The sequence below is a fragment of the Arthrobacter sp. TJ-266 genome (genome assembly GCF_058269115.1).
This window is the reverse complement of record NZ_JBZCNC010000001.1, coordinates 395,213-416,609: the sequence shown is the minus strand read 5'-3', so window position 1 is coordinate 416,609 and position 21,397 is coordinate 395,213. Positions and strand designations below refer to the sequence as shown.

At 68.1% G+C, this 21,397-nt stretch carries 22 protein-coding genes and 1 pseudogene; 11 read left to right on the top strand and 12 right to left on the bottom strand.

The genetic code is table 11. The annotated features are described in order from the left end of the window. The first annotated feature begins 22 nt into the window (after nt 1–22). From AC4D12_RS02130 to AC4D12_RS02110, 5 genes are all read left to right on the top strand, one after another. Nucleotides 23–796 carry an SDR family NAD(P)-dependent oxidoreductase gene (locus AC4D12_RS02130; protein ID WP_490948760.1) on the top strand — a complete coding sequence of 258 codons (774 nt, stop codon included), beginning with the start codon at nt 23–25 and terminating at the stop codon, nt 794–796. 214 nt (nt 797–1,010) lie between these two features. Next, nucleotides 1,011–2,348, top strand: a complete 1,338-nt coding sequence (locus tag AC4D12_RS02125; protein ID WP_490948133.1) for an MFS transporter — start codon at nt 1,011–1,013, stop codon at nt 2,346–2,348. A 59-nt stretch (nt 2,349–2,407) separates the two neighbouring features. Beyond that, nucleotides 2,408–3,358, top strand: a complete 951-nt coding sequence (locus AC4D12_RS02120) for a transketolase (RefSeq protein WP_490948132.1) — start codon at nt 2,408–2,410, stop codon at nt 3,356–3,358. Further along, complete coding sequence (locus AC4D12_RS02115; RefSeq protein WP_490948131.1) at nt 3,355–4,386, top strand: transketolase family protein; 1,032 nt, start codon at nt 3,355–3,357, stop codon at nt 4,384–4,386. Before AC4D12_RS02120 ends, AC4D12_RS02115 begins: the two co-directional genes overlap by 4 nt. Before the next feature lie 117 nt (nt 4,387–4,503). After that, nucleotides 4,504–5,175: a GntR family transcriptional regulator gene (locus AC4D12_RS02110; RefSeq protein ID WP_490948759.1), complete on the top strand. Its 672-nt coding sequence runs from the start codon at nt 4,504–4,506 to the stop codon at nt 5,173–5,175. 382 nt (nt 5,176–5,557) lie between these two features. Here the strand turns inward: AC4D12_RS02110 and ccsB are convergent, their stop codons facing one another. From ccsB to AC4D12_RS02085, 5 genes are all read right to left on the bottom strand, one after another. Next, nucleotides 5,558–6,583: a c-type cytochrome biogenesis protein CcsB gene (gene ccsB / locus AC4D12_RS02105; RefSeq protein ID WP_490948130.1), complete on the bottom strand. Its 1,026-nt coding sequence runs from the start codon at nt 6,581–6,583 to the stop codon at nt 5,558–5,560. Then, the gene (gene resB, locus AC4D12_RS02100) at nt 6,583–8,307 is read right to left on the bottom strand and encodes a cytochrome c biogenesis protein ResB (protein WP_490948129.1); all 1,725 of its coding nucleotides are present in this window, start codon (nt 8,305–8,307) and stop codon (nt 6,583–6,585) included. Before resB ends, ccsB begins: the two co-directional genes overlap by 1 nt. A gap of 127 nt (nt 8,308–8,434) precedes the next feature. Next, nucleotides 8,435–9,226 carry a cytochrome c biogenesis CcdA family protein gene (locus AC4D12_RS02095; RefSeq protein WP_490948128.1) on the bottom strand — a complete coding sequence of 264 codons (792 nt, stop codon included), beginning with the start codon at nt 9,224–9,226 and terminating at the stop codon, nt 8,435–8,437. A 21-nt stretch (nt 9,227–9,247) separates the two neighbouring features. Continuing rightward, complete coding sequence (locus tag AC4D12_RS02090; RefSeq protein ID WP_490948127.1) at nt 9,248–9,868, bottom strand: TlpA family protein disulfide reductase; 621 nt, start codon at nt 9,866–9,868, stop codon at nt 9,248–9,250. A 39-nt stretch (nt 9,869–9,907) separates the two neighbouring features. After that, entirely contained in the window at nt 9,908–10,582 is a 675-nt protein-coding gene (locus AC4D12_RS02085) for a histidine phosphatase family protein (protein ID WP_490948126.1), read from the bottom strand. 179 nt (nt 10,583–10,761) lie between these two features. Here AC4D12_RS02085 and AC4D12_RS02080 point away from each other — a divergent pair, with 179 nt between their 5' ends. Together AC4D12_RS02080 and AC4D12_RS02075 are read left to right on the top strand one after the other, a co-directional pair. After that, nucleotides 10,762–11,319: a YceI family protein gene (locus AC4D12_RS02080; protein WP_490948125.1), complete on the top strand. Its 558-nt coding sequence runs from the start codon at nt 10,762–10,764 to the stop codon at nt 11,317–11,319. Nucleotides 11,320–11,618: 299 nt separating this feature from the next. Continuing rightward, complete coding sequence (locus AC4D12_RS02075; protein ID WP_490948124.1) at nt 11,619–12,284, top strand: hypothetical protein; 666 nt, start codon at nt 11,619–11,621, stop codon at nt 12,282–12,284. A 28-nt stretch (nt 12,285–12,312) separates the two neighbouring features. Here the strand turns inward: AC4D12_RS02075 and AC4D12_RS02070 are convergent, their stop codons facing one another. Both AC4D12_RS02070 and AC4D12_RS02065 read right to left on the bottom strand, forming a co-directional pair. After that, on the bottom strand, nt 12,313–13,020 hold the full coding sequence (locus tag AC4D12_RS02070; protein WP_490948123.1) for a redox-sensing transcriptional repressor Rex: 708 nt from the start codon (nt 13,018–13,020) through the stop codon (nt 12,313–12,315). 201 nt (nt 13,021–13,221) lie between these two features. Then, entirely contained in the window at nt 13,222–13,587 is a 366-nt protein-coding gene (locus tag AC4D12_RS02065; protein ID WP_490948122.1) for a glutaredoxin family protein, read from the bottom strand. Between the two features lie 15 nt (nt 13,588–13,602). Between AC4D12_RS02065 and AC4D12_RS02060 the strand changes: the two genes are divergently transcribed. Continuing rightward, nucleotides 13,603–14,418: an HAD family hydrolase gene (locus tag AC4D12_RS02060; RefSeq protein WP_490948121.1), complete on the top strand. Its 816-nt coding sequence runs from the start codon at nt 13,603–13,605 to the stop codon at nt 14,416–14,418. Between the two features lie 106 nt (nt 14,419–14,524). Here the strand turns inward: AC4D12_RS02060 and AC4D12_RS02055 are convergent, their stop codons facing one another. The 4 genes from AC4D12_RS02055 to AC4D12_RS02040 all read right to left on the bottom strand — a co-directional run bounded on the left by AC4D12_RS02055 (nt 14,525) and on the right by AC4D12_RS02040 (nt 17,054). Next, entirely contained in the window at nt 14,525–14,623 is a 99-nt protein-coding gene (locus AC4D12_RS02055; protein WP_003792170.1) for a 30S ribosomal protein bS22, read from the bottom strand. A gap of 188 nt (nt 14,624–14,811) precedes the next feature. Next, nucleotides 14,812–15,024 (bottom strand): helix-turn-helix domain-containing protein, encoded by a 213-nt coding sequence (locus tag AC4D12_RS02050; protein ID WP_490948120.1) that lies wholly within the window; start codon nt 15,022–15,024, stop codon nt 14,812–14,814. 185 nt (nt 15,025–15,209) lie between these two features. Then, nucleotides 15,210–15,773, bottom strand: coding sequence for an ArsR/SmtB family transcription factor (locus tag AC4D12_RS02045; RefSeq protein WP_490948119.1), 564 nt, complete (start codon nt 15,771–15,773; stop codon nt 15,210–15,212). Between the two features lie 78 nt (nt 15,774–15,851). Then, the gene (locus AC4D12_RS02040) at nt 15,852–17,054 is read right to left on the bottom strand and encodes an acetoin utilization protein AcuC (protein WP_490948118.1); all 1,203 of its coding nucleotides are present in this window, start codon (nt 17,052–17,054) and stop codon (nt 15,852–15,854) included. Nucleotides 17,055–17,167: 113 nt separating this feature from the next. Between AC4D12_RS02040 and AC4D12_RS02035 the strand changes: the two genes are divergently transcribed. The 3 genes and pseudogenes from AC4D12_RS02035 to AC4D12_RS02025 all read left to right on the top strand — a co-directional run bounded on the left by AC4D12_RS02035 (nt 17,168) and on the right by AC4D12_RS02025 (nt 20,455). Further along, nucleotides 17,168–18,580 carry a TrkH family potassium uptake protein gene (locus AC4D12_RS02035; protein ID WP_490948117.1) on the top strand — a complete coding sequence of 471 codons (1,413 nt, stop codon included), beginning with the start codon at nt 17,168–17,170 and terminating at the stop codon, nt 18,578–18,580. Next, nucleotides 18,573–19,241 (top strand): potassium channel family protein, encoded by a 669-nt coding sequence (locus AC4D12_RS02030; protein ID WP_490948116.1) that lies wholly within the window; start codon nt 18,573–18,575, stop codon nt 19,239–19,241. The genes AC4D12_RS02035 and AC4D12_RS02030 overlap by 8 nt, the downstream gene beginning before the upstream one ends. After that, nucleotides 19,242–20,455: pseudogene (locus AC4D12_RS02025) on the top strand (glycosyltransferase 87 family protein). Here AC4D12_RS02025 and proC read toward each other — a convergent pair. Continuing rightward, nucleotides 20,421–21,275 carry a pyrroline-5-carboxylate reductase gene (gene proC, locus AC4D12_RS02020; RefSeq protein WP_490948115.1) on the bottom strand — a complete coding sequence of 285 codons (855 nt, stop codon included), beginning with the start codon at nt 21,273–21,275 and terminating at the stop codon, nt 20,421–20,423. The pseudogene AC4D12_RS02025 and the gene proC sit on opposite strands and share 35 nt — an antisense overlap. Nucleotides 21,276–21,397: the final 122 nt, after the last annotated feature.

Sequence of the window (21,397 nt, the reverse complement as noted above, 5' to 3'; positions counted from 1 at the left end):
CCATGACCAGTACAGGAGCATCATGCCCAGCGCCCAACGAACCGCCGTCATCACCGGAGCGACCTCTCCCCGCGGAATCGGCATCACCACCGCCCGCCGCTACGCGCAGGACGGGTGGGCCATCGTCGTCCTGGACCTCAATGGCGAAACGTCCGCGAAGGTCGCCACGGAGATCAGCAAGGAATTCGGTGTACCCGGATTCGGCTACGCAGTCGACGTCACCAGCGAGCCCTCCGTCACTGCAGCCCGAGCTGCCGTCGCAGCCCACATCTCAGCCGGCAACCTGCCTCCCGTCGGCGCCGTGGCGAACATCGCAGGCATCACCTCACCCGTCCCCTTCCTCGAGACCACCCTCGACTTGTGGAACAAGGTCATGGCCGTCAACGCCACCGGCACGTACCTGGTGACAAAGGCCTTCCTGCCTGCCATGCTCGAGAACGGGTGGGGCCGCATCGTGAACATGTCCTCCGTCTCCGCGCAGCGCGGCGGCGGTGTCTTCGGCAAGGTCCCCTACTCCGCAGCCAAGGCCGCGATCCTCGGCTTCACCAAAGCACTGGCCCGGGAACTGGCCGATAGCGGCGTCACCGTCAACGCCGTCACCCCAGGGGCCGTCGACACCAACATCCGGGTCGGCAGCACCCCAGAACAGGAAGCGGCCCTCGCCCGGGACATCCCCCTGGGTCGCACCGCGACGACGGACGAAATCGCCGGAGTCATCGCCTTCCTATCCTCTGATGACTCCTCCTACCTCACCGGCACCACGATCGACATCAACGGCGGAAGCCACATTCATTAGGTCCGGCTCTCTTCCCCTCCGTGGCATGCGGTCGATGGGTAGTTGGCACGCGGCCTGATGGACACATCGCGTTGGCCCCTTTGCCGACCCAGCCGCCCGGAGAACCTCCAACGAACGCGCCGTCTGTCAACTGTTGACAAGTAATGTGCCCCGGGTCACACTTGTGTGAACGCAGTGTTAACAGTCGACAAGCCCTTCTGAGTAAAGGATCACGATGAGCAACGAAGCTCTCCAGATGCGAGGCCACGTTCACGGAACGAAGGATGCCCGCAAAGTCGCCGTCGGATCAGGCGTCGGCGCCGTCATCGAAACCTACGACTTCATCGGCTTCGGAACCGCCGCAGCCCTCTACTTCGGACCGGCGTTCTTCCCCGGCGCCGATCCGGTCACAGCCACCCTGGCCTCGTTCGCCACCCTGGGCGTCGGCTTCGCTGCCCGCCCGCTTGGAGGCATCATTGGTGGCCACCTCGGGGACAAGGTAGGCCGCAAGCCCGTCCTCGTGGCCTCCCTGATCATCATGGGTCTGGCGACCTTCGCCATCGGGCTCCTGCCCACGTACGAGACCGTGGGCATCCTCGCCCCGATCCTTTTGGTCATTGTCCGCATCATCCAGGGCCTGGCGTTCGGTGCCGAATGGGGGGGCGCAATCCTCATGAGCTACGAACACGCCCCCTGGAAGTCCAAGGGCAAGTACACCGGCATCGTCCAGGCAGGCTTCCCCGTCGGACTCCTCCTGGCGAACCTCGTCTTCCTCGCCAGCGCCAACCTCATCGGGGACTGGGCCTGGCGCATACCGTTCCTTGCCAGCATCGTGCTCGTTGCCGTCGGCCTGATTATCCGGTCCAAGGTGCCTGAGTCCCCCGTTTTCGAGGACGTCAAGGAACAGGGCGACATCGTTCGGAACCCCATCGTCCAGGTCGTTCGCCAGGACTGGCGCAGCATCGTGCGTGGCATCTGCCTCCGCGTCGCCGAAACAGCCGGCTACGCCGTCGCCGTGACCTACATGATCTCCTACCTGAACACGACGGAGCTGGCGACACGGACCGAAACCCTGACGTCCCTCTGCGTGGCCTCGTTCATCGGCATCTTCGCCACCATGGCATGGGCGCGCCTCACCGACCGCATCGGACGCCGACCCCTCTACGTGTGGTCCTGCGCATTCGCCGCCCTCTTCGGCATCCCCATGTTCCTGCTCGCCAACACCGGCCTGTTCATCTGCGTGATGATCACCATCGTCATCTCCTACGCCGTCTGCCAGAACTCACTGGCCGGCGCTCAGGGAGCATGGTTCCCCGAACTCTTCCAGGCCAAGACCCGGGCATCCGGAGCTTCGCTCGCCTACCAGATCTCGGCCATGGTGTCCGGCTTCACGCCCTTCATCACCACCCTGCTCTACATCCAGCTCGGCTGGCTCGGCCCGGCACTGCTCTTCTCCACCTACGCCCTCATCGGCCTCGTCGCAGCGCTGATGACCCGAGAGACCTGGGGACCGAAGGAACGACAGCTCGCCGAGGAAGCCGGTAAGAACGTCCCCCTCCCCCAGCACGTCTGACAACCCCTCTGCCTGATACTTCTGACCGATACCGCTTCCGGGAACCAGAAAGAGCACCCATGACTCTGACATCCAGCCCCGCCACCAGCGCCCGACCCACAAACGGCCCCAGCACTACCGCCGCGGACACCACTGTGAGCGGCGCCGACCACCCCGATTTCAGCGCCCGCGTCGCCGCCGTCGAGGCGGCCGCCTACCGGGCCCGCCACTACGCACTCAACATGGGCGAAGTGCAGGGCCAGGGCTACGTCGGTCAGGCGCTGGGTTCCGCGGACATGTTCGCTGCCGTCTACGCCGACCAGCTGCGCTTCCGCCCCGCAGACCCGCACTGGACCGGCCGCGACCGGTTCCTGCTCTCCACCGGCCACTACGCCATCGGGCACTACGCCGCGCTGGCCGAAGCCGGCATCATCCCCCTCCATGAGCTCGAGACCTACGGGTCCGATGATTCCCGGCTGCCCATGTCCGGCATGGCCTCCTACACCCCCGGCATGGAGATCTCCGGCGGGTCCCTCGGGCACGGACTCGGCGTCGCCGTCGGCCTGGCACTGGGACTGCGGCTGCAGGGCTCCGAGTCGAGGATCTTCAACTTCCTCTCGGACGGCGAACTCGACGAGGGATCAACCTGGGAAGCGGCCATGGGAGCCCACCACCACCAGCTCGGCAACCTCACCGCTTTGGTCGACATGAATGCGCTGCAGGCCGACGGCGCCACCAAGACCGTGCTCAGCATCGAACCTGCCGCTGACAAGTGGGCGGCCTTCGGCTGGCACACCCAACGCGTGAACGGCAACGACGCCACGGCTCTCCTGGAAGCGCTCGACAACATTGCCCGCGAAGCCGCCCCCACCGGACGTCCCTCCGTCATCCTCTGCGACACGAAGGTCGGCAAAGGCGTGCCTCTGCTCGAGGAGCGGGAGAAAGCCCACTTCATGCGCATCGAAGAACACGAATGGCAGATCTGCCGTGAGCAGCTCACCGCCGGAGACGAAGGAAAGGCCGCGCAATGAGCACCACCACCAGCACCACCACCGAGGCCCCCGACACCACGGCTGCCGTGAAGCCGAAGCTCAAGACCTCCGCCATGATCGCCTCCTTCGCCGATCCCGGACAGAAGACCGCCCCGGCACCATTCGGGCACGCACTGGTCAAGGCAGCGGAGCACAACCCCAAGATCGTCGGTCTGACCGCGGACCTCGGCAAATACACGGACATGCACATCTTCGCGAGGGCCTACCCTGACCGGTTCTTCCAGATGGGCATGGCCGAGCAGCTCCTCTTCGGAGCCGCCGCAGGGATGGCCGAAGCAGGACTGGTTCCCTTCGCTTCGACCTACGCGGTGTTCGCCGCCCGACGTGCCTATGACTTCCTGTGCCTGGACATCGCAGAACCGAACCTCAACGTCAACATCGTCGGCGGGCTTCCCGGGCTGACTACCGGATACGGGCCGAGCCACCAGGCAACAGAAGACATCGCCATTTTCCGCGGCATGCCGAACCTCACCATCGTGGACCCCTGCGATTCCCTCGACATCGAGCAGGCCGTTCCCCAGCTCGCCGCCTCCGACGGACCGACGTACCTTCGCCTGCTCCGAGGTAACGTCCCGACCGTGCTCGACGAGTACGACTACACGTTCGAGCTCGGCAAAGCCAAGGAACTCCGCCCCGGAAGAGACGTCCTGTTCATCTCCAGCGGCCTCATGACGATGCGGGCGCTGCAGGCCGCCCAGGACCTGGCCTCCCACAACGTCGACGTCGCAGTGCTCCACTCCCCCACCATCAAGCCGTTCGACGACGAGACCGTGCTTCGTGAGCTCGGCAAGGACCGCCTGGTGGTGACACTGGAGAACCACACCGAGATCGGCGGCCTGTTCGAGACCGTTGCCGGCGTCGCCGTCCGCAACGGTGCCTGCAGCAAAATCGTGCCGATCGCGCTGCCTGACCTGTTCCTCGACGCCGGCGCCCTCCCAACCCTGCACGAACGGTACGGTCTGTCCCGCGACCGCATCGTTCAGAAAGTCCTCAGCGAACTGGCGTAGCCCAGCCCAAATCCTTACTGAAAGATGTCGGAAGCCGCCACTGTGAAAGACCGGTCGATCCGTAAGATCAATGTCAACAAATAAATGTCGACATTCACCACCGGCGAAGGGCCCATCATGACGGCAGCACCACCATCACTCCTTGGAGGACTGGAAAAGAACAATCTCCGCCAACTGGCGCTGACCGCGTTGCGGCGTGCCATCACGACCGGAGAGCTGGCTCCGGGAACGCATCTGGTCGAGACGGAACTGTCGGAAAAGCTTCAGATCAGCCGGGGCACGTTGCGCGAAGCCATGCGGCAGCTGCAACAGGAAGGGCTCATCTCCGCTGGAGCGCGGGGACGGTTGTCCGTCCGTCACCTCGGCAGCTCCGATGTCCGCGATATCTTCCAGGTACGAGCGGCCCTGGAGGGACTGGCTGCCCGGATGCTGTCCGAGCAGAGCGATCGGGGTGCGATCGTGCGCGAGCTGGAGGACGGTATTGAGCGCATGGAGGAGTCGGCGGACGGTGCCCTGGACGACCGCATCGAAGCTGACCTGCACTTCCACCAGACGCTCTGCACCCTTACCGGCAACCAGACCCTGTTGCACTCCTGGAAGTCACTCGAGGGCTCGATCCGCATGAGCGTCATGTATGCCGGGGTGCACCAGGCCCTGAGCAATATGAGTCCACACCGGCACGCAGGCATCGTGATGGCGATCAAGATCGGCGACGCACCCGGAGCAGCCCGCGCAGTCGAGGAACACATGTACGAAACAGCACAGGTCCTCACCGGCAACGGCCGCTGAGTTAACGCACCGGTAGGACCTGGCGTGCCGAGCTACGCTGTCCTGCCTACCGAGCAGGACCCCGTCAGTCGACCGCCGCCGTAGGGCGCCGATTGAGCGTCCGCCGGTGGTTCTTGTCGGGTAGGCAGTTGCTTCGAGCAGGAAGTGCGCGGCGTCATCGAGGGCTTTGTGTGCTTCGGGGAGTTGGTCCTGACGCATCGGCCAGATGCGGACCAGTCCGGGCCATGCGTCCAGGCTGACTCGTACACGGTTCTCGGACCGGAGGTCAAGGACTGGTCCGCTGTTCAGGAGGTCAAGACCCTCCTTGTTCCTCAGGCCCATCACATGCGAAAGGCCCCGCAGCGATGATTGCTGCGGGGCCTCGTGGCCGTTCACGTGGTGCTCAGCCCGCGTAGCTGTGCAGTCCCGCGAAGTAGATGTTGACGATCGTGAAGTTGAAGACGATGCAGAGGTAGCCGACGATCGACAGCCAGGCCGCCCTCGTACCGGTCCAGCCGCGCGTCGCACGGGCGTGGAGGTAGCCCGCGTAGACGGTCCAGATCACGAACGTCCAGACCTCCTTGGTGTCCCAGCCCCAGTAGCGTCCCCAGGCCTGCTCGGCCCAGATGGCACCTGCCATGAGCGTGAAGGTCCAGCCCACGAAGGCCACGGCGTTCAGGCGGTAGGAGAGGTTCTCGAGGCTGAGAGCGGAGGGTACGAGCCGGAGGAATTTGGCGCCGTCCGCCTTGCCCGCGAGCAGCTTCGCCTCGCGGTTGGTCTGCAGGAGCTGCAGCACGGACATCGCGAAGGTGATGGTGAACAGTGCCGAGGACGCCACGGCGATGGAGACGTGCACCACGAGCCAGTAGCTCTGCAGGGCCGGGATCAGGCGCGCCACGGGCGTGGGGAAGCCGACGGTGGCGGCACACAGCATGATGACCACGAGGCCGATCACGAAGGACCCGATGAAGCGGAGGTCCTTCCGCGTGAGCGCGACGAGGAAGATGACGGCGACGAAGAAGGCGCCGGTGGTGCAGAACTCGTACATGTTGCCCCACGGCACGCGGTGCGCGGCGAGGCCGCGAGTCACCACGGCGGCACCATGGATGACGGCGGCGAGCACCGTCAGCGAGACGGCGACGCGCGCGATCCCGCGACGTTCGCCGGACCCGTAGTCCATGGAGTCGTCGGCCGTGACGGGGGCTGCGGGCGCAGTGACGGACGCTCCGGCATTGCCGCGTGCTCCCACTCCTGCGAGGACGGGCGCCGCCTTCTCGCTCGCCAGGCGGCTCTCGAGCGAACCGATGGTCGAGCTGGACCGCACGAGATCGAGCACGAAGAAGATCAGGGCCACCACGTAGGCGATGGACGCCAGGAGCATGAAGAGCTCACTGACCTGTCCGAGCTCTTCGTTGACTGGTACTGGCATCAGTTGTCCTTCGAGTTGAGATGTGTCTGCCCCGTGCCGGAGGCAGGTCCTGCGCCGACGTCCTGCTTACCATCGTCCTCCGCCGCGGCGCCCTGCACCAACCAGCGGTCCGCGAGCAGCTTGCGCACCGCGGCACCCTCGGCGGGTAGCCTGTGGTCCTCGCCGCGCGCCAGGAGCCCGTACTCCACCATGAGGCGGCCGTCCGGGTGTTCGCCGGTCCGCACCCAGAGCCTGCGGCGTCCGATGAAGAGCGACGCCGTGAGACCCAGCAGGGCGAGGGTCGAGAAGACCAGCGCGCCGATCTCCCCGGGATCGTGGTGGATGTCGAGGGCCACGTAGCGCCGCAGGCCGTCGAACGTGATGGAACCCTTCCCCTCGGGGAGGTCGTAGGTCTGGCCGACGCCGAGCACGATCCCGCCGTCGTCGTTGTTCCTGCTGTTGAGCTCGGTCAGGTTCTCCGTGTCGAGGACGTACACGTTCTCGGGGGTGCCGTCGTCGAGCCCGAGGTCGCCGTAGTAGGAGTTCAGGTTGAGCTGCGGGTTGAAGGGGTCCGGGTCCCGCGAGAAGGAGACGCCCTCCTCGTCCACGAAGGCCGTGGGCAGGAAGAACCCCACGAATCCGAGCTGGTCCGGCTGGGCATCCGGCGCCTTGACGACCATCAGCGACGTGTACATGCCGTCCGAGGGGACGGACACCACGGGACCTTCCGAGGCGATGTTGCCCTCGCCGTCGCGCACCGTCACCACGGGCGCGTACCCGTTGCCGACGAGGTACACGTTGGTGCCGCCGATGGTCAGGGGCGCGTTGACCTTCAGCACCTCCGAGGTTTCGGGCTCCCCCGGCCCGTCCTGGGTGGTGAGGTTCGCGGTGAAGTCGAGCGGCTGCCCGTAGCTGCTCTGCTGCTCGCGGTCGAAGCGGACGTCGAAGGAGTCGAGCCTGATCGAGTAGGGCTCGAGCTGGTCGTCCGAGAAGTTGGAGCCCGGGCTGAAGCTGTCGTAGCCGATCAGCGTGTTCACGAAGCTGTCGCCCTCGACGATCACCTTCTGCCCGTTGTACCCGAACAGGCCGCCGACGGCGACGGAGATGAGCACGCCGATCAGCGACGTGTGGAACACGAGGTTGCCGAGTTCCTTCGACAGGCCGCGCTCCGCACCGATGGACGGGCGGTCGGTGGCGGCGTCGCGCACGTCCACGCGGTAGCCGCGCTTGCGCAGCAACACCGCGGCCTCCTGGGCGGCGGACGACGGCGTGAGCCCGGCTGCGCGCACCTGGTGCGCCGGCACCTCGAGCGTGCCGTAGACCGGCAGCCGGGAGAGCCGCTTGGGCGTGCGCGGCGGCGTCGACCGGACGGCCTTCGAGTGCGCGATCGCCCGCGGGATCACGCAGCCGATGAGCGAGACGAAGAGCAGAAGGTAGATGGAGGAGAACCAGACGGAGGAGTAGACGTCGAAGAGCTGGAACGCATCGAGGACGGGGCCGGTGTCAGGGTTGTCCTGGAGGTACTGGGTGACCACCGCGGGGTTCGCGGGACGCTGCGGGAACAGCGAACCCGGCACCGCGGCGACGGCGAGGAGCAGCAGCAGGAACAGCGCCGTCCGCATGCTCGTCAACTGCGTCCACGCCCACCGCAGGGTACCCACGAAGCCGAGTGTGGGCAGCACGACGTCGGACCCGGGGCGTCCTGCACCGTCGGTCCGTCGGTCCTGCGTGAGGTCCTGCTTCACCGTTCCTCTTCCGTCACTGTCATCGTTCGTCGTCGTTCGTCGTCGTTCGTCGTCGTTCGCGGCCCTGCGGGGGCGTCATCCTCTCAACGCCCGAGCCGCCGTTCGCGGTCCCGTTCACTGCTGCCCGTCAGATCGGCAGCACCACGTTCCCGATCACCAGGTCCTGCAGCCGGGTCACCCAGAGGTTCCAGACACCGGTGACCATCAGGACGCCGACCAGCACCAGGAGGCCGCCGCCCGCGCGCTGCAGCAGCAGCCGGTGCCGCCGGAAGAATGCCATGGCCCCCATGCCCCGCCGCACACCGAGGGCCACGAGGAGGAACGGCAGGCCGAGGCCCAGGCAGTACACGAACGTCAGCACCGCGCCTTTCAGCGCCGAGGCGTCGTCGCCGGAGATCGCGAGGAGCTGCACCGCTCCGAGGGTGGGGCCGATGCACGGTGCCCACCCGAGGCCGAACGTCACTCCGAGCAGCGGCGCCCCGAGGAGCCCCGCGGGTACACGGGCGTGGACGCGGCTCTCACGCTGGAACCAGGAGAGGCCACCCATGAAGACCACGCCGAGGAGGATCACCACCACACCGAAGACCTGGATCAGCCAGCCCTGCGAGACCGTCAGGAAGGCTCCCAACTGACCAAACAACGTGCCGTAGGCCATGAAGACCACGGAGAACCCGAGCACGAAGAGCCCGATACCGGCGACCATCCGCCCGCGCCTCTGCTTCTCGAGATCCACCCCGGTGAGCCCCGTGACGTACCCGAGGTACCCCGGCACGAGCGGGAGTACGCACGGGGAGGCGAAGGAGACCAGTCCGGCGAGCAGTGCGACGGGCAGCGCGAGCAGCATGGACCCGTTCAGCACGGTGTCGGCGAAGGCGTTCCCGGCCACGAGGGGAACCGACGCGCTGAGGGAGCCCGTCATGGTCGGCGCCGCAGCGGCGCGTCAGCTCTCGAGCGCATCGCTGATCAGAGCGTCCAGCGTGCTGCGGTCCGCGAGCCCGAGGATGCGCGCCGAGACGCGGCCCTCGCGGTCGAGCACGATCGTGGTGGGAACAGCCGTGGGAGGCACGTACTGGGTCATGTCCAGCAGCACCCCGCCGTTCTTGTCGGCGAAGCTCTTGTACGGGATGGCGAAGCTGCGCTCGAAGGCCTCGGCGGTGGCCTGCTCGTCGCGGATGTTGACGCCGTAGAAGGCGGCACCCTGCGGTGCGTACTCCTCGTGCAGGGAGACGAGGTCCGGTGCCTCCTCGCGGCAGGGCGCACAGGACGCGTACCAGAAGTTGAGCACGGTCACCTGGCCGTCCCAGTCGGCACTGGAGACCTCGGTGCCGTCGAAGAGTGCCCCCTCGATCGCCACGGGCTCCCCGCGCTCGCTCGCGGCGTACTCCGTCACCGAGCCGTCACCGGCGATGTAGTTCTTGCCGTCACCCGCTGCCGCCTGCTGCGCCAGCGGATCATCGGCCGTGCAGGCGGTGAGCGCGAGTGACACCGGAACGACGACGCCGAGGAGCACCCGGAGCACTCCTGTACGGCGGTTGCCCTGGCGGCGGGAGATGGTGGTCACAGCTTCTTCCGTTCATTTCTACGACGTGTAGTAATTCTATTACGCCCCGGGGACATTCGCGGCACCGGGCAGCAGATCGGCGCACGGCTCGGCGTAGCGGACACGCCGGACGACGTCGCCGTCGAAGTCGAGCGACGTGACCGACGTCAGGGTGCACTCACGCTGGCGCGGGTCGTGCCAGAGGCGCCGCTGCTCCGCCGCGAGCCTCGTGACCCAGATGGGCAGCTGATGGCTCACCATGATGGCCTCGGGCGGGCGCTCGGCGTCGCTCCCCGCCAGCGCAAGGGCGCGCAGCCGTGCGTCGTGCACGCCGGCCAGGACGCGATCGGCCTGGAGGGTGTACGGCTCGCCCCACGACGGACGGAAGGGGTTGACGAGCAGTGGCCAGTAGCGTGGCTGCCGCAACCTGCTCTTGATCCGCGACATGCCCTCGAAGCGGTTCTCCGCCTCGATGATGCGATCGTCCGTCTCGATCTCGAGGCCCAGGGCGTCGGCGACGGGCTGCGCTGTCTCCTGGGCCCGCGTCAGTGGCGAGGCGACGAGGTGCACGATCGCCGCGCCGTCGGCCTGCTGTCGGGCGAAGTGCTCCGCGACCTGTGACGCCATCCGGCGGCCGAGGTCCGAGAGGTGGAACTCCGGGAGCCGTCCGTAGAGGACTCCGTCCGGGTTGTGGACCTCTCCATGGCGCACCAGGTGCACGGTTGATCGCTGCATGGATCCAGTTTCCCGCATCCGCACACACCTCGGCCAATCGCGGATGGGTGGGCAGCCCGGCCTCCTCCGTGAAGGAGTGTGTCGCGGCGCGCTGGACGCCGAGCGCCCCCTCGGAATAAAACATGCATACGCATGCTTTTGTAGTGCGTACATACCCACACACTTCCCAGGAGATCACCATGACCGTTCCCTCAGGCCTCACTTCCGGCACCTGGTCCTTCGACCCCGCACACAGCGAGGTCGGTTTCAGCGTCCGTCACGCCGGTATCAGCAAGGTGCGCGGCTCCTTCAAGGACGTCGATGCGTCGCTGACCGTCGGCTCCTCGCTCGAGGACTCGACCATCAGTGCCACCATCAAGACCGCCTCCTTCACCTCCGGTGACGAGAACCGCGACGGACACGTCAAGGGCGCCGACTTCTTCGACGTCGAGCAGTTCCCCGACATGACCTTCGTCTCCACCTCGCACGCCGGCTCGGGCGAGACCTACACCATCACCGGTGACCTGACCATCCGCGGCATCACGAAGTCCGTGGTGCTCGACGCCGAGTTCAACGGCGTGGCCGTGGATCCCTTCGGTGCAACCCGCGCCGGTGTCTCCGCGTCGACGACCATCTCCCGCAAGGACTTCGGCCTGACCTGGAACGCCGCCCTCGAAGCCGGTGGCGTGCTCGTCGGCGACAAAGTGACCATCACCATCGAGGCCGCCTTCGTGGCTCCGGCTCCCGCCACCGTCTGATCCCTCCGTCCGACCTGAGCGTCGGACACGCCCCGCGCATCCGCTTCCCGGACAGCGAGGCATCCGCCGCCGGCCGGCGTCGTCCCCACGGACGACGCCGGCCGTCGTCGTTCCTGGCGCTTCACCACGTGAGCCCCTCCCTCACCGATCGCCGCTGCCGAGGGTGGGCGCCGCTCTGGTGCGGCTCGAAGGCGACGAACTAGGGTGATGGTGATCGATCACCAGTGCACCGCGCAGGGAACGTCCGATGGGGGCACCGGCGGCGGGCAGCAGCAGACATCACGACGGAGGACGCCGCAATGAGCACGCCACAGGACAACCCGAACGGACCGGGCTGGAGCGCGCCCGGAGGCAAGGCCAGCGGGGCCGGCCAGCCGAACCAGTACGGCAGCCCCGAGCAGAACACCTACGGGCAGCCGAACCAGGGGAACTACGGCTACCAGGCGGCCCAGCCCTCGGGCTACGCCTACCCCACCCAGGGTGGGGGAACCTACGCGGGTGCTCCGACAGACAAGGGGCCGGCGCCCAAGGAGGTCATGCGGGCCTACTACCTGATCCTCGCCGCCGGTGCCCTCTATCTTCTGTCGGCCATCGTCTCGGCGCTGATCACGGACGTCCCGGACGTGGCAGGCGCGTCCGTGGGCATTGGTGTGGGTATCGTCTTCGCCGTAGTCGTCGCCGCCGTCTACGTGGTGCTGGCCGTCTTCATCCGGAAGGGCCAGAACTGGGCTCGCATCACCGCCACGGTCCTCGCGGCTCTCAACGCATTGGGCCTGCTCGCCACGTTCCTTCTCCTGCCCCTCATGCAACAGATGTCCGAGGCCGCGGCCCAGCCCATGCCGGAGACCTCGGGGCTCAACCTGGGGCTGAGCGTGATCGTCATGCTTCTCGGGGTTGCCGGCGTCGTCATGACCTACCTGAAGCCGGCCCGCCCGTACTTCGCACCGCGGCAGCTCGGGTACTGACCCCCGAACCTGACCCGCGAAGGACGCGTTACTGGGCGCGGGAGATCGGATCGAGATCCGTCTCCTGCGCCCTCTGTGCGTGATAGGCCAGGATCTGCAGCTCGGTGGACATGTCCACCTTCCGCACCTGGACATGTGGCGGCACCTGCAGCACCACGGGGGCGAAACTGAGGATGCTGGAGATACCGGCCGCGACCAGGCGATCGCAGAGCTCCTGCGCCACCGCCCCGGGGACGGACAGCACCGCCATGTTGGCGCGCGTGCGCCCGAGGATCCCCTCGAGGTCGTCCACCGCGCCGACCCTGAGGAACCCGATCTCGGACCCGATGACCATCTGGTCGGCGTCGAGGAGCGCAACGATCTCGAAGCCGCGGGACACGAAACCCGAGTAGCCCGCGAGGGCGCGACCGAGGTTGCCGGCCCCGATGATCGCCACCCGCCAGTCGAGGGTCAGGCCGAGGGCCGTGGACACCTGGCGGCTGAGGTACTGCACGTCATACCCCACGCCACGCGTGCCGTAGGAGCCAAGGTAGGAGAGGTCCTTCCGCAGCATCGGGGAGTTCACGCCGGCGGCATCGGCCAGCTCCTCGGAGGAGACCCTCTCGATCCCGTCCGCCAGCAGCGTGGTGAGGGCCCGGAGGTAGATGGTGAGTCGGGCCACCGACGCCGGAGGGATCTGGCGCGCCGCGTCCGGGACGGGGTGCAGGCCTGGCATGTCCGGCAGTGTCACAGTCATCGGCTCCGTTGGTAGCACCGCCGCACCTGGCGGTGTGCGCGTGTCCGGTCCCGCGGCGTCGGGGGCGGAAGTAACCCCACTGTATGCGGGCACCACGGGGCCCTCCAAGCCAGGCGGTCACGGAGCGTTCGAGGGGCTGGTGACCGACGGGCATCGTCGGGAGAGGCGGGCTCCGAGCGTCACCCTGACGACGTGCCGGCGTCAGCGGGGAGGCGCGAGCAGGCGGCGGAGTCTCGCCTCGTCGATGGACCAGAAGTCGCGCTGCACGCCATCGATGAACAGCACCGGCAGCTCCTCCGCGAACCGCGCCCCGAGCTCCGGCTCCTCCGCCACGGTCACCTCACGCCAGTCATGGCCGAGGTCGGCGGTGACGCGGGCGACGACGTCCCGCGCGGCGTCGCACAGGTGGCACTGGGCGCGGGTCAGGAGGACCACGCCGGCGCCGACCGATCCGGGTGCGCGCTCGACGGGGTCCGTGGGCTCGGTGGGGTCCAGGGGATCCATGGGGTCCATGGGGTCCACCGTACTGCGGAGCGCCTGGCCGCACGCGGGCGGTGCGAACAGCATCGCTAGACTCGGAGCATGCCGGATGCCAGCCGGGGTCTCGGACCCTCCACAGAGCGTCCGCAGCCGTCCTCGACCGGGGAGGCCGCGTTCTTCGACGTCGACAACACGCTCATGCGCGGTGCGAGCCTGTTCCACGTGGCCCGGAAGATGTACCAGCGCAAGGCGTTCACCCTGCGATTCGCGGCGGGGCTCGCCTGGAAGCAGCTGCGCTTCATCATGCGCGGCGAGACGATGACGGACGTGAACTCGGTGCGGGACGCGGCGCTGGCCTTCGCGATCGGGATCGCCCATGAGGACATCCTCGCGCTGGGCGAGGAGGTCTACGACGAGATGATCGCCTCCAAGATCTGGCCCGGCGCGCGGGCCCTCGCCGAGCAGCACCTCTCCTCGAACCGGCAGGTGTGGCTCGTGACCGGCACGCCCGTGGAGGTGGCCGCGGTGATCTCGAGCCGTTTGGGGCTCACGGGCGCGCTCGGGACGGTCGGGGAGGTCGCGGACGGCCTGTACACGGGACAGCTGGTCGGTGACTTCCTGCACGGACCCGCGAAAGCGGCCGCGGTGCTGGCCCTGGCCGAGAAGGAGCACCTCGACCTCGCACGCTCCTGGGGCTACAGCGATTCCTACAACGACATCCCCCTGCTCACCGTGGTGGGCCACCCGGTGGCGATCAACCCCGACAGCCGCCTCCGGCGTCATGCCCGCGCCAACAACTGGCCCGTCTACGACTTCCGCAGCGGCCGGCGCGCGGCCACGCTCGGCCTGCGGGTCGCGACCGTGGCAGGGTCCGTGTACGGCCTGTGGCGGGGGTTCTCGAGGTTCAGGGCGCACTGACCGTCCCTCGCCTGGCGGCTCCGGTGGAACGACGACGGCCCGGCATCCTCGCCATGAAGCGGGAGTCCGGGCCGTGCGGGTCACTGCGGCAGTGAGCCGGGCGCTGCTACTTCTTGTTGCGGCGCTGGTGACGGGTCTTGCGAAGCAGCTTGCGGTGCTTCTTCTTCGCCATGCGCTTGCGGCGCTTCTTGATTACTGAACCCATAGAGTCCTCACAAACTGTTGTGGTGCCAGGCATTCCCGCGGCCGTGGCCTCGGAGCAGCACTGGTGACGGAGGCGTATGCCTGCTGGCATCTACCCGGATGACGTACACAGAAGAGCGGGCAGTGGCCCGCCCAAAAGCTCCTTAATAGGGTACATCCGTTTGGTGAACGGCCCGGACGGCCCGGCGGTCATGCGCTCTCGGACTGCCCGTCCACTTGCGCCTGCTGCAGGAATTCCTCGACCGCCGACTCGGGGACGCGGTAGGACCTGCCGAACTGCACAGCCGGGAGATCGCCCGAGTGGACGAGACGGTACACGGTCATCTTCGACACCCGCATGAGGTCCGCGACCTCCGCGACCGTCAAGAACTGCACATCCGAGAAGTTAATCCCGTCTGCCATCTCACCACTATTCCTTTGCATGAAGGCCTGAATCCACTTCGGGAACGGTTCGAAGGGGCATCCGAGGGCGACTGATCGGCGTGTCGCCTTGAATGATCAGGATTATCCGCCTAGGCGTTCACTGTAGTGGCTGATGTGACCAAAGTGAAAGGCCACGACTACCGCCCGCGAGGGTGCCCGGCGCGCTAGCGGTCGGCGGACGGATCCCGCCGCCGCCTGAGCTGCGAGATCAGGTCCCCGGCACGTTCCGCCGCACGGCCCATGGTCCGTCCGATCGGACGCCGGGCGTCGACGCCGGATGTCGGCCCGTGCCCGGCGAGCACCGCTGCCGCGAGCACGTCGGGTATCGGCTCCAGCTCCGCGTCGGGCACCGGAAGGACGACGGACCCCGGCACCGGGGCCTCCCCGACCTCCGCCGGCGCGGACGCGGATGGTGAACCGGCGGTCCCGTCCACGCTCCCGGGAACCGCAGTCGTCGTGGGATCGGGGCGCGCCTCGAACTCGGAGAGCCAGGCCCGGACGTGGTCGAGCGGTGCGGTCTCGAGGGAGTAGAAGCGCTTCTGGCCCTGGGCGCGCATCGACACGAGACCGGCCTCGCGAAGGACCTTCAGGTGCTTGGACACCGTCGGCTGGCTGACCTGCAGCTCGATGACGAGCTCCCCCACCGCCCTGTCACCCTCGCGCAGCGTCTCGAGGATCTGCCTCCGCGTGCCCTCGGCGATGACGGCGAAGACATCATCGATTCCCATCCGCCCACCCTAGCGATATATACGCCGTGAGGCATCCTGCGCGCGCTTCCCCGCCCGGTGTTCTGCGGCGGACGCGGCTCAGTCGAACCAGGGATCGAGCCCGTGCAGGGGGAACACGGATTTTCGGGTGGCCATCACCGTACGGTCGAGGTCGTCGCTCGGGTCGTAGCCGATGTCCCACGACCGCCACCAGGTGTCCGCGCCGTCGCCCATGAGCCGCGGGGTGTCCAGGCCGTGCCGTTCCAGCACGTAGTCCCGCCACGCTGCGGGCACGGGGGTCGCGGGCCCGATGGCGGAGTTCGCGGCCACGGCGACGAGCAGCGCCCAGGACCTCGGGACCACGCTGGCGAGGGCGTACCCACCGCCGCCCGTCGAGATCCACCGCCCGTCGCAGAGCGCGTCCGCGAGATCCCGTACGCCGACCATCAGGGCATGCTGCGCGTCCACGCTCACGCGGAGGTTGGTGAGCGGGTCCTCGCGGTGCGAGTCGCAGCCGTGCTGGCTGACGATCACGTCGGGGACGAAGGCGGCGGCGAGCTGCGGCACGACGGCATGGAACGCCCGGAGGAGGGCCGCGTCGCCCGCGGTGGTGGGAAGAGCGACGTTGACGGCGTACCCCTCGGCGCCCGGCCCGCCCGTCTCCGCGGCGAAGCCTGTGCCCGGGAACAGGCTCATCCCGGTCTCGTGCAGCGAGATGGTCATGACACGGCGGTCGTCCCAGAAGATGCTCTCGGTGCCGTCGCCGTGGTGTGCATCGACGTCGATGTAGAGGACACGCTCGGCACCGCGGTCGAGGAGCCGCTGAATGGACGCGGCGGCGTCGTTGTAGATGCAGAAGCCACTGGCCCGCGCTCGGGACGCGTGGTGCATACCGCCGCCGAAGTTGACGGCACGCACGGCGGTGCCGTCCATGAGGGCCTCCGCCGCGCCGAGGGAGCCACCCGCGAGGCGGGCACTGGCCTCGTGCATGCCGGCGAACACCGGGTTGTCCTCGGTGCCGAGGCCGAAGGCGGCGTCCGGGCGGTCGGGGTTGCCGCTGGCGTCGCGGACCGCCGCGATGTACGCGGTGTCGTGCACGGAGGCCAGCTCGTCGTCGGACGCGACCTCCGGCGAGGCGACGGTGACGCCGTCGAGGTCCAAGAGCCCGCAGTCGCGGGCGAGACGCGCCGTGAGGTGGAGGCGCTCGGGGTTCATGGGGTGCTGACCGCCGAAGTCGTAGGCCAGCATGGAGCTGTTCCAGACGACCTGGAGAGGTGGAGCCGACCCGGCGCGCGTTGACATCAAGGCAAGGGTACGCGATGCCGGATCGTCCGACGACGGGCATCGGTGGGATGCTTTACTACTGCAGGAACACTGCGCACATGGAACCGGCACTCGGGGCAGAGCGGACGTCAATGGTTAGTCAACAGCCACGCTGGCTGAAGGACGATCGGAACAGGTACTTCGGGTTACTGGCCTCGGTCCGCGACTTCGTCGACTCCTTCGCCAACAGCTCCCCCGCCCGGCTGGCCCTGTTCATCTTCACCGCGGTGATCCTTCTCTTCACGGCCCTGCTCAGCCTCCCGATGTCCTCGAGCACGGGTGAGGTGACGGCCCTGCACGACGCCTTCTTCACGGCGGTCTCGGCCGTGTGCGTCACGGGCCTCACGGTGGTGTCCACCGCCACCCACTGGTCCTTCTTCGGGCAGGTGGTGATCCTCCTCGGCATCTTCATCGGCGGCCTCGGTACGCTGACGCTCGCCTCCCTCCTCGCGCTGATCGTGAGCAAGCGGCTCGGTGTACGCGGCAAGCTGCTGGCGCAGGAGGCCCTGAACAACGCGAGCCGCCTCGGCGAGATCGGCACGCTCCTGCGGATCGTCATCACCACGTCCGTGGTCATCGAGGTGGTCCTCGCGCTCGTGCTCATCCCCCGCTTCATCATCCTCGGGGAGCCGATCTGGCAGGCGGTGTGGCACGGCGTCTTCTACTCCATCTCCGCCTTCAACAACGCAGGCTTCACACCCCACACCGACGGCCTGGTGCCGTACGAGACCGATCTCTGGATCCTCACGCCGCTCATGGTCGGCGTCTTCCTCGGCAGCCTCGGGTTCCCCGTGATCATGGTGCTCGTGCAGGTGCGCCACCGCTTCTCGAAGTGGACCCTGCACGCGAAACTCACGGTCTTCGTCTCGCTCATCCTCCTGGTCGCGGGCACGTTCGCGTGGGGATTCCTCGAGTGGGAGAACGACCGCACCGTCGGGAACCTCGGAGTCGTGGACAAGACCATCCACGCCCTCTTCGCCTCGGTCATGACGCGTTCCGGCGGCTTCAACCTCGTGGATCAGAACGCCATGAACACCACCACCATGCTCCTGACGGACGCCCTGATGTTCGCCGGGGGTGGCTCGGCCTCCACGGCGGGTGGTATCAAGGTCACCACCATAGCCGTCATGTTCCTCGCCATCGTGGCCGAGGCGCGCGGTGACAACGACGTCCGGGCCTGGGGGCGCACCATCCCTTCCGGCGCCATGCGCGTGGCCATCTCCGTGATCTTCATGGGCGCCACGCTCGTGCTGATCGGCAGCGCGCTGATCCTCAGCATGACCGACGAACCCCTCGACAAGGTGGTCTTCGAGGTCATCTCCGCCTTCGCGACGTGCGGCCTCAGCACCAACCTGAGCGCGGAACTGCCGCCCGCCGGCAAGTACGTCCTGTCCGCCCTGATGTTCGCAGGGCGCATGGGTACCATCACCCTCGCCTCGGCACTCGCGCTGAGGCAGCGCAGCACGCTCTACCGCTACCCCGACGAGAGGCCGATCATTGGCTGAGAGACCCGCCCACAACGCCCCCGTCCTCGTGATCGGCCTCGGCCGGTTCGGGGCCGCGACCGCCGAACAGCTCGTCAAGCAGGGCCGTGAGGTCCTCGCGATCGAACGTGACCCCCAGCTCGTGCAGAAGTTCGCGAGCATCCTCACGCACGTCGTGGAGGCGGACGCCACCAACATCGACTCGCTCCGCCAGCTCGGCGCGCAGGAGTTCTCCGCCGCCGTCGTGGGGGTGGGTACCTCGATCGAGTCGAGCGTGCTGATCGCCGCGAACCTCGTGGATCTCGGTATCGACCACCTCTGGGTCAAGGCCATCACGCCCTCGCACGGCAAGATCCTCAAGCGCATCGGTGCGAACCACGTGATCTACCCCGAGGCGGACGCGGGGCAGCGGGCCGCCCATCTGGTCGGTGGCCGCATGCTGGACTTCATCGAGTTCGACGACGGCTTCGCGATCGTCAAGATGTACCCGCCGAAGGAGACGCAGGGTTTCACCCTCGCGGAGTCCTCCGTCCGCTCGAAGTACGGCGTCACGGTGGTCGGCGTGAAGTCGCCGGGCGAGGACTTCACGTACGCCCGCGCGGACACCAAGGTCTCGGGGCGCGACATGCTGATCGTGTCCGGGCACGTGGACCTGCTCGAGCGCTTCGCCGGCCGGCCCTAGATGCTCCGACGCGTCGGCGGGCGTGCTGCCGTCCTGATCGGCGGCGCCCTCGTGCTCGCCGTCGTCGTGCTCGCTGCCCAGATCCACGGACTCGACCTCCGCGTGTACCGGGAGGGCGCGCTCGCGCTGCTCGGCCGCGCCGGGGACACACAGCTGTACGACGACGCCCTGATCACCACGGACACGCGCGGCCTGCCGTTCACGTACCCGCCGTTCGCGGCGCTCCTCCTCGTCCCCCTCGCGCTGGTGCCGGAGGCCGCAGCCCTGGTGGTCGTTACAGCACTCACCTGCCTCTGCCTCCTCGGGGTGGCCGCCGTCGTGGTGCGGTACGTCGGCGCCGCGACCCGTGGAGCCCGCCCCGACTGGTTCACGCCGGCTGCACTCCTGGCCGCGATGCTGCTCATCGGGATCAGCGGCCCCTGGCGGGAGGGGCTGGGGTTCGGGCAGATCAACGCGCTCCTGATGGTGCTGGTGCTCGCGGACGTCCTGCGATCCCCCGCCTGCCCTCCGGGGTACTGATCGGCCTGGCCGCAGGGATCAAGCTCACGCCGCTCGCGTTCGGGCTCGTGTTCCTGGCCCGGCGTGACTGGCGGTCCCTGGCGTGGATGGCGGCATCCTTCGCGGGCACCGTGGCCGTCGGGTGGCTGCTGGCGCCCCGGGAGTCCGCGATCTTCTGGCTGAAGGCGCTCTTCGACTCGTCGCGCGTGGGAGCCACGGCGGACCTCTACAACGTGTCGCTCAATTCCATCGCCACGCAGTCCGGTCTGCCCGAGGCACTGCAGCGCCCCGCCTGGCTCGTCGCATGCCTCCTCGTGATCGCGGTCGGCTACGTCGCGGTCAGGCGGGCGGACGACGACGGCGACCCCCTCCGCGCGGTGACCGCGAACGCCGTGGTGATGCTCGCCATCTCCCCGATCTCGTGGTTCCACCACTGGGTGTGGGTGGCGCTGCTGATCCCCGTGGGCCTGGTGGCTGCGGGCCGCACCGCCGGTGCACGCCGGACCGCGGGGCGTGTGATCGTGGCCGCCATGGTGCCGGTGATGATGTTCTCCTCCATCACGATCACCCTCACGTTCACCGGCACCGTGTCCGGCGAGGGTCCCCTCGCGCTCCGGATCTTCACCTCGCTCGGCGTCCTGCTCCCGGTGGCACTGCTGGCCCTCTGGGCGCGGACACCCGTCAGGGCGACGCCGGGCCCGAGAGTTCCCGTGTGATCTCCGCAGCACGGGCCGTGGCGGCGCGCGCGCCGTCGGTGACGGTCCGCGCGAGCCCGAGCCGCTCGAACGTCTCGATGGCGCTCTGCGTGGTGCCGTTGGGGCTCGTGACGGCGCGTCGCAGTGCCGCGGCGTCCGCCCCGTCCTCGGCCAGCATGAAGCCCGCGCCGGCCACGGTCTCGCGCGCGATCAGCGCGGACAGGTCCGCGTCGAGACCGAGCTCCACCCCCGCGGCCGCCATCGCCTCGGCGAGGTAGAACGCGTAGGCGGGTCCCGATCCGCTCACGGCCGAGAGCGCGTCCACCTGGTCCTCCGGGATCTCGACGACCGTGCCGGCGGAGCCCAGCAGGTCGCGTGCGAGCTGCACCTGGTCGGGACCTGCCGAGGTTCCCGGCGAGACGGAGAGCACTCCACGGCCCACCCGCGAGGGTGTGTTCGGCATCGAGCGGATGACGGCCTGGCCGTCGGGGAGGGCTCGCTCGAGCATCTCGATGGTTACGGCCGCAGCCACGGAGAGCACCACGGCCGAGGTCTCGAGGGATCCGGCTATCTCGCGGGCGAGCGGTACGGTGCCGACAGGCTTCACCCCCAGCACGACGACGTCCGCGCCGCGCACCGCCGCGCGGTTCGCGCCGTCGTCCTCCGCGGTGGCGAGGGCGGTCACGCCGTGGCGCTCACGGAGCTCCGCCGCCCGCTCGCTCCGACGAACCGTGGCCACCACGTGTCGGGGATCGAGCCCGGCCGCGAGGAGCCCGGCGAGGATGGCTTCGTTCATGGATCCGCAGCCCAGGAAGGCGATGCGCGGCGTCGCGTCGGTCATGCTGACATCCTGCCACGAGGGTCTCACAGACTACTCCCAGCATCCTCGCCGTTGCCGCCCAACGTGGCGTCCTAGTGTTGGTACTACCTCAACGAGGTGCGAGTGATGAGGACCGGAATTCC

Coding starts and splice junctions, on each gene's coding strand:
- AC4D12_RS02130 (WP_490948760.1), top strand. CDS start 23: ATGCCCAGCGCCCAACGAACCGCCGTCATCACCGGAGCGACCTCTCCC.
- AC4D12_RS02125 (WP_490948133.1), top strand. CDS start 1,011: ATGAGCAACGAAGCTCTCCAGATGCGAGGCCACGTTCACGGAACGAAG.
- AC4D12_RS02120 (WP_490948132.1), top strand. CDS start 2,408: ATGACTCTGACATCCAGCCCCGCCACCAGCGCCCGACCCACAAACGGC.
- AC4D12_RS02115 (WP_490948131.1), top strand. CDS start 3,355: ATGAGCACCACCACCAGCACCACCACCGAGGCCCCCGACACCACGGCT.
- AC4D12_RS02110 (WP_490948759.1), top strand. CDS start 4,504: ATGACGGCAGCACCACCATCACTCCTTGGAGGACTGGAAAAGAACAAT.
- ccsB (WP_490948130.1), bottom strand. CDS start 6,583: ATGCCAGTACCAGTCAACGAAGAGCTCGGACAGGTCAGTGAGCTCTTC.
- AC4D12_RS02095 (WP_490948128.1), bottom strand. CDS start 9,226: ATGACGGGCTCCCTCAGCGCGTCGGTTCCCCTCGTGGCCGGGAACGCC.
- AC4D12_RS02085 (WP_490948126.1), bottom strand. CDS start 10,582: ATGCAGCGATCAACCGTGCACCTGGTGCGCCATGGAGAGGTCCACAAC.
- AC4D12_RS02080 (WP_490948125.1), top strand. CDS start 10,762: ATGACCGTTCCCTCAGGCCTCACTTCCGGCACCTGGTCCTTCGACCCC.
- AC4D12_RS02075 (WP_490948124.1), top strand. CDS start 11,619: ATGAGCACGCCACAGGACAACCCGAACGGACCGGGCTGGAGCGCGCCC.
- AC4D12_RS02070 (WP_490948123.1), bottom strand. CDS start 13,020: ATGACTGTGACACTGCCGGACATGCCAGGCCTGCACCCCGTCCCGGAC.
- AC4D12_RS02065 (WP_490948122.1), bottom strand. CDS start 13,587: ATGCTGTTCGCACCGCCCGCGTGCGGCCAGGCGCTCCGCAGTACGGTG.
- AC4D12_RS02060 (WP_490948121.1), top strand. CDS start 13,603: ATGCCGGATGCCAGCCGGGGTCTCGGACCCTCCACAGAGCGTCCGCAG.
- AC4D12_RS02055 (WP_003792170.1), bottom strand. CDS start 14,623: ATGGGTTCAGTAATCAAGAAGCGCCGCAAGCGCATGGCGAAGAAGAAG.
- AC4D12_RS02050 (WP_490948120.1), bottom strand. CDS start 15,024: ATGGCAGACGGGATTAACTTCTCGGATGTGCAGTTCTTGACGGTCGCG.
- AC4D12_RS02045 (WP_490948119.1), bottom strand. CDS start 15,773: ATGGGAATCGATGATGTCTTCGCCGTCATCGCCGAGGGCACGCGGAGG.
- AC4D12_RS02040 (WP_490948118.1), bottom strand. CDS start 17,054: ATGTCAACGCGCGCCGGGTCGGCTCCACCTCTCCAGGTCGTCTGGAAC.
- AC4D12_RS02035 (WP_490948117.1), top strand. CDS start 17,168: ATGGTTAGTCAACAGCCACGCTGGCTGAAGGACGATCGGAACAGGTAC.
- proC (WP_490948115.1), bottom strand. CDS start 21,275: ATGACCGACGCGACGCCGCGCATCGCCTTCCTGGGCTGCGGATCCATG.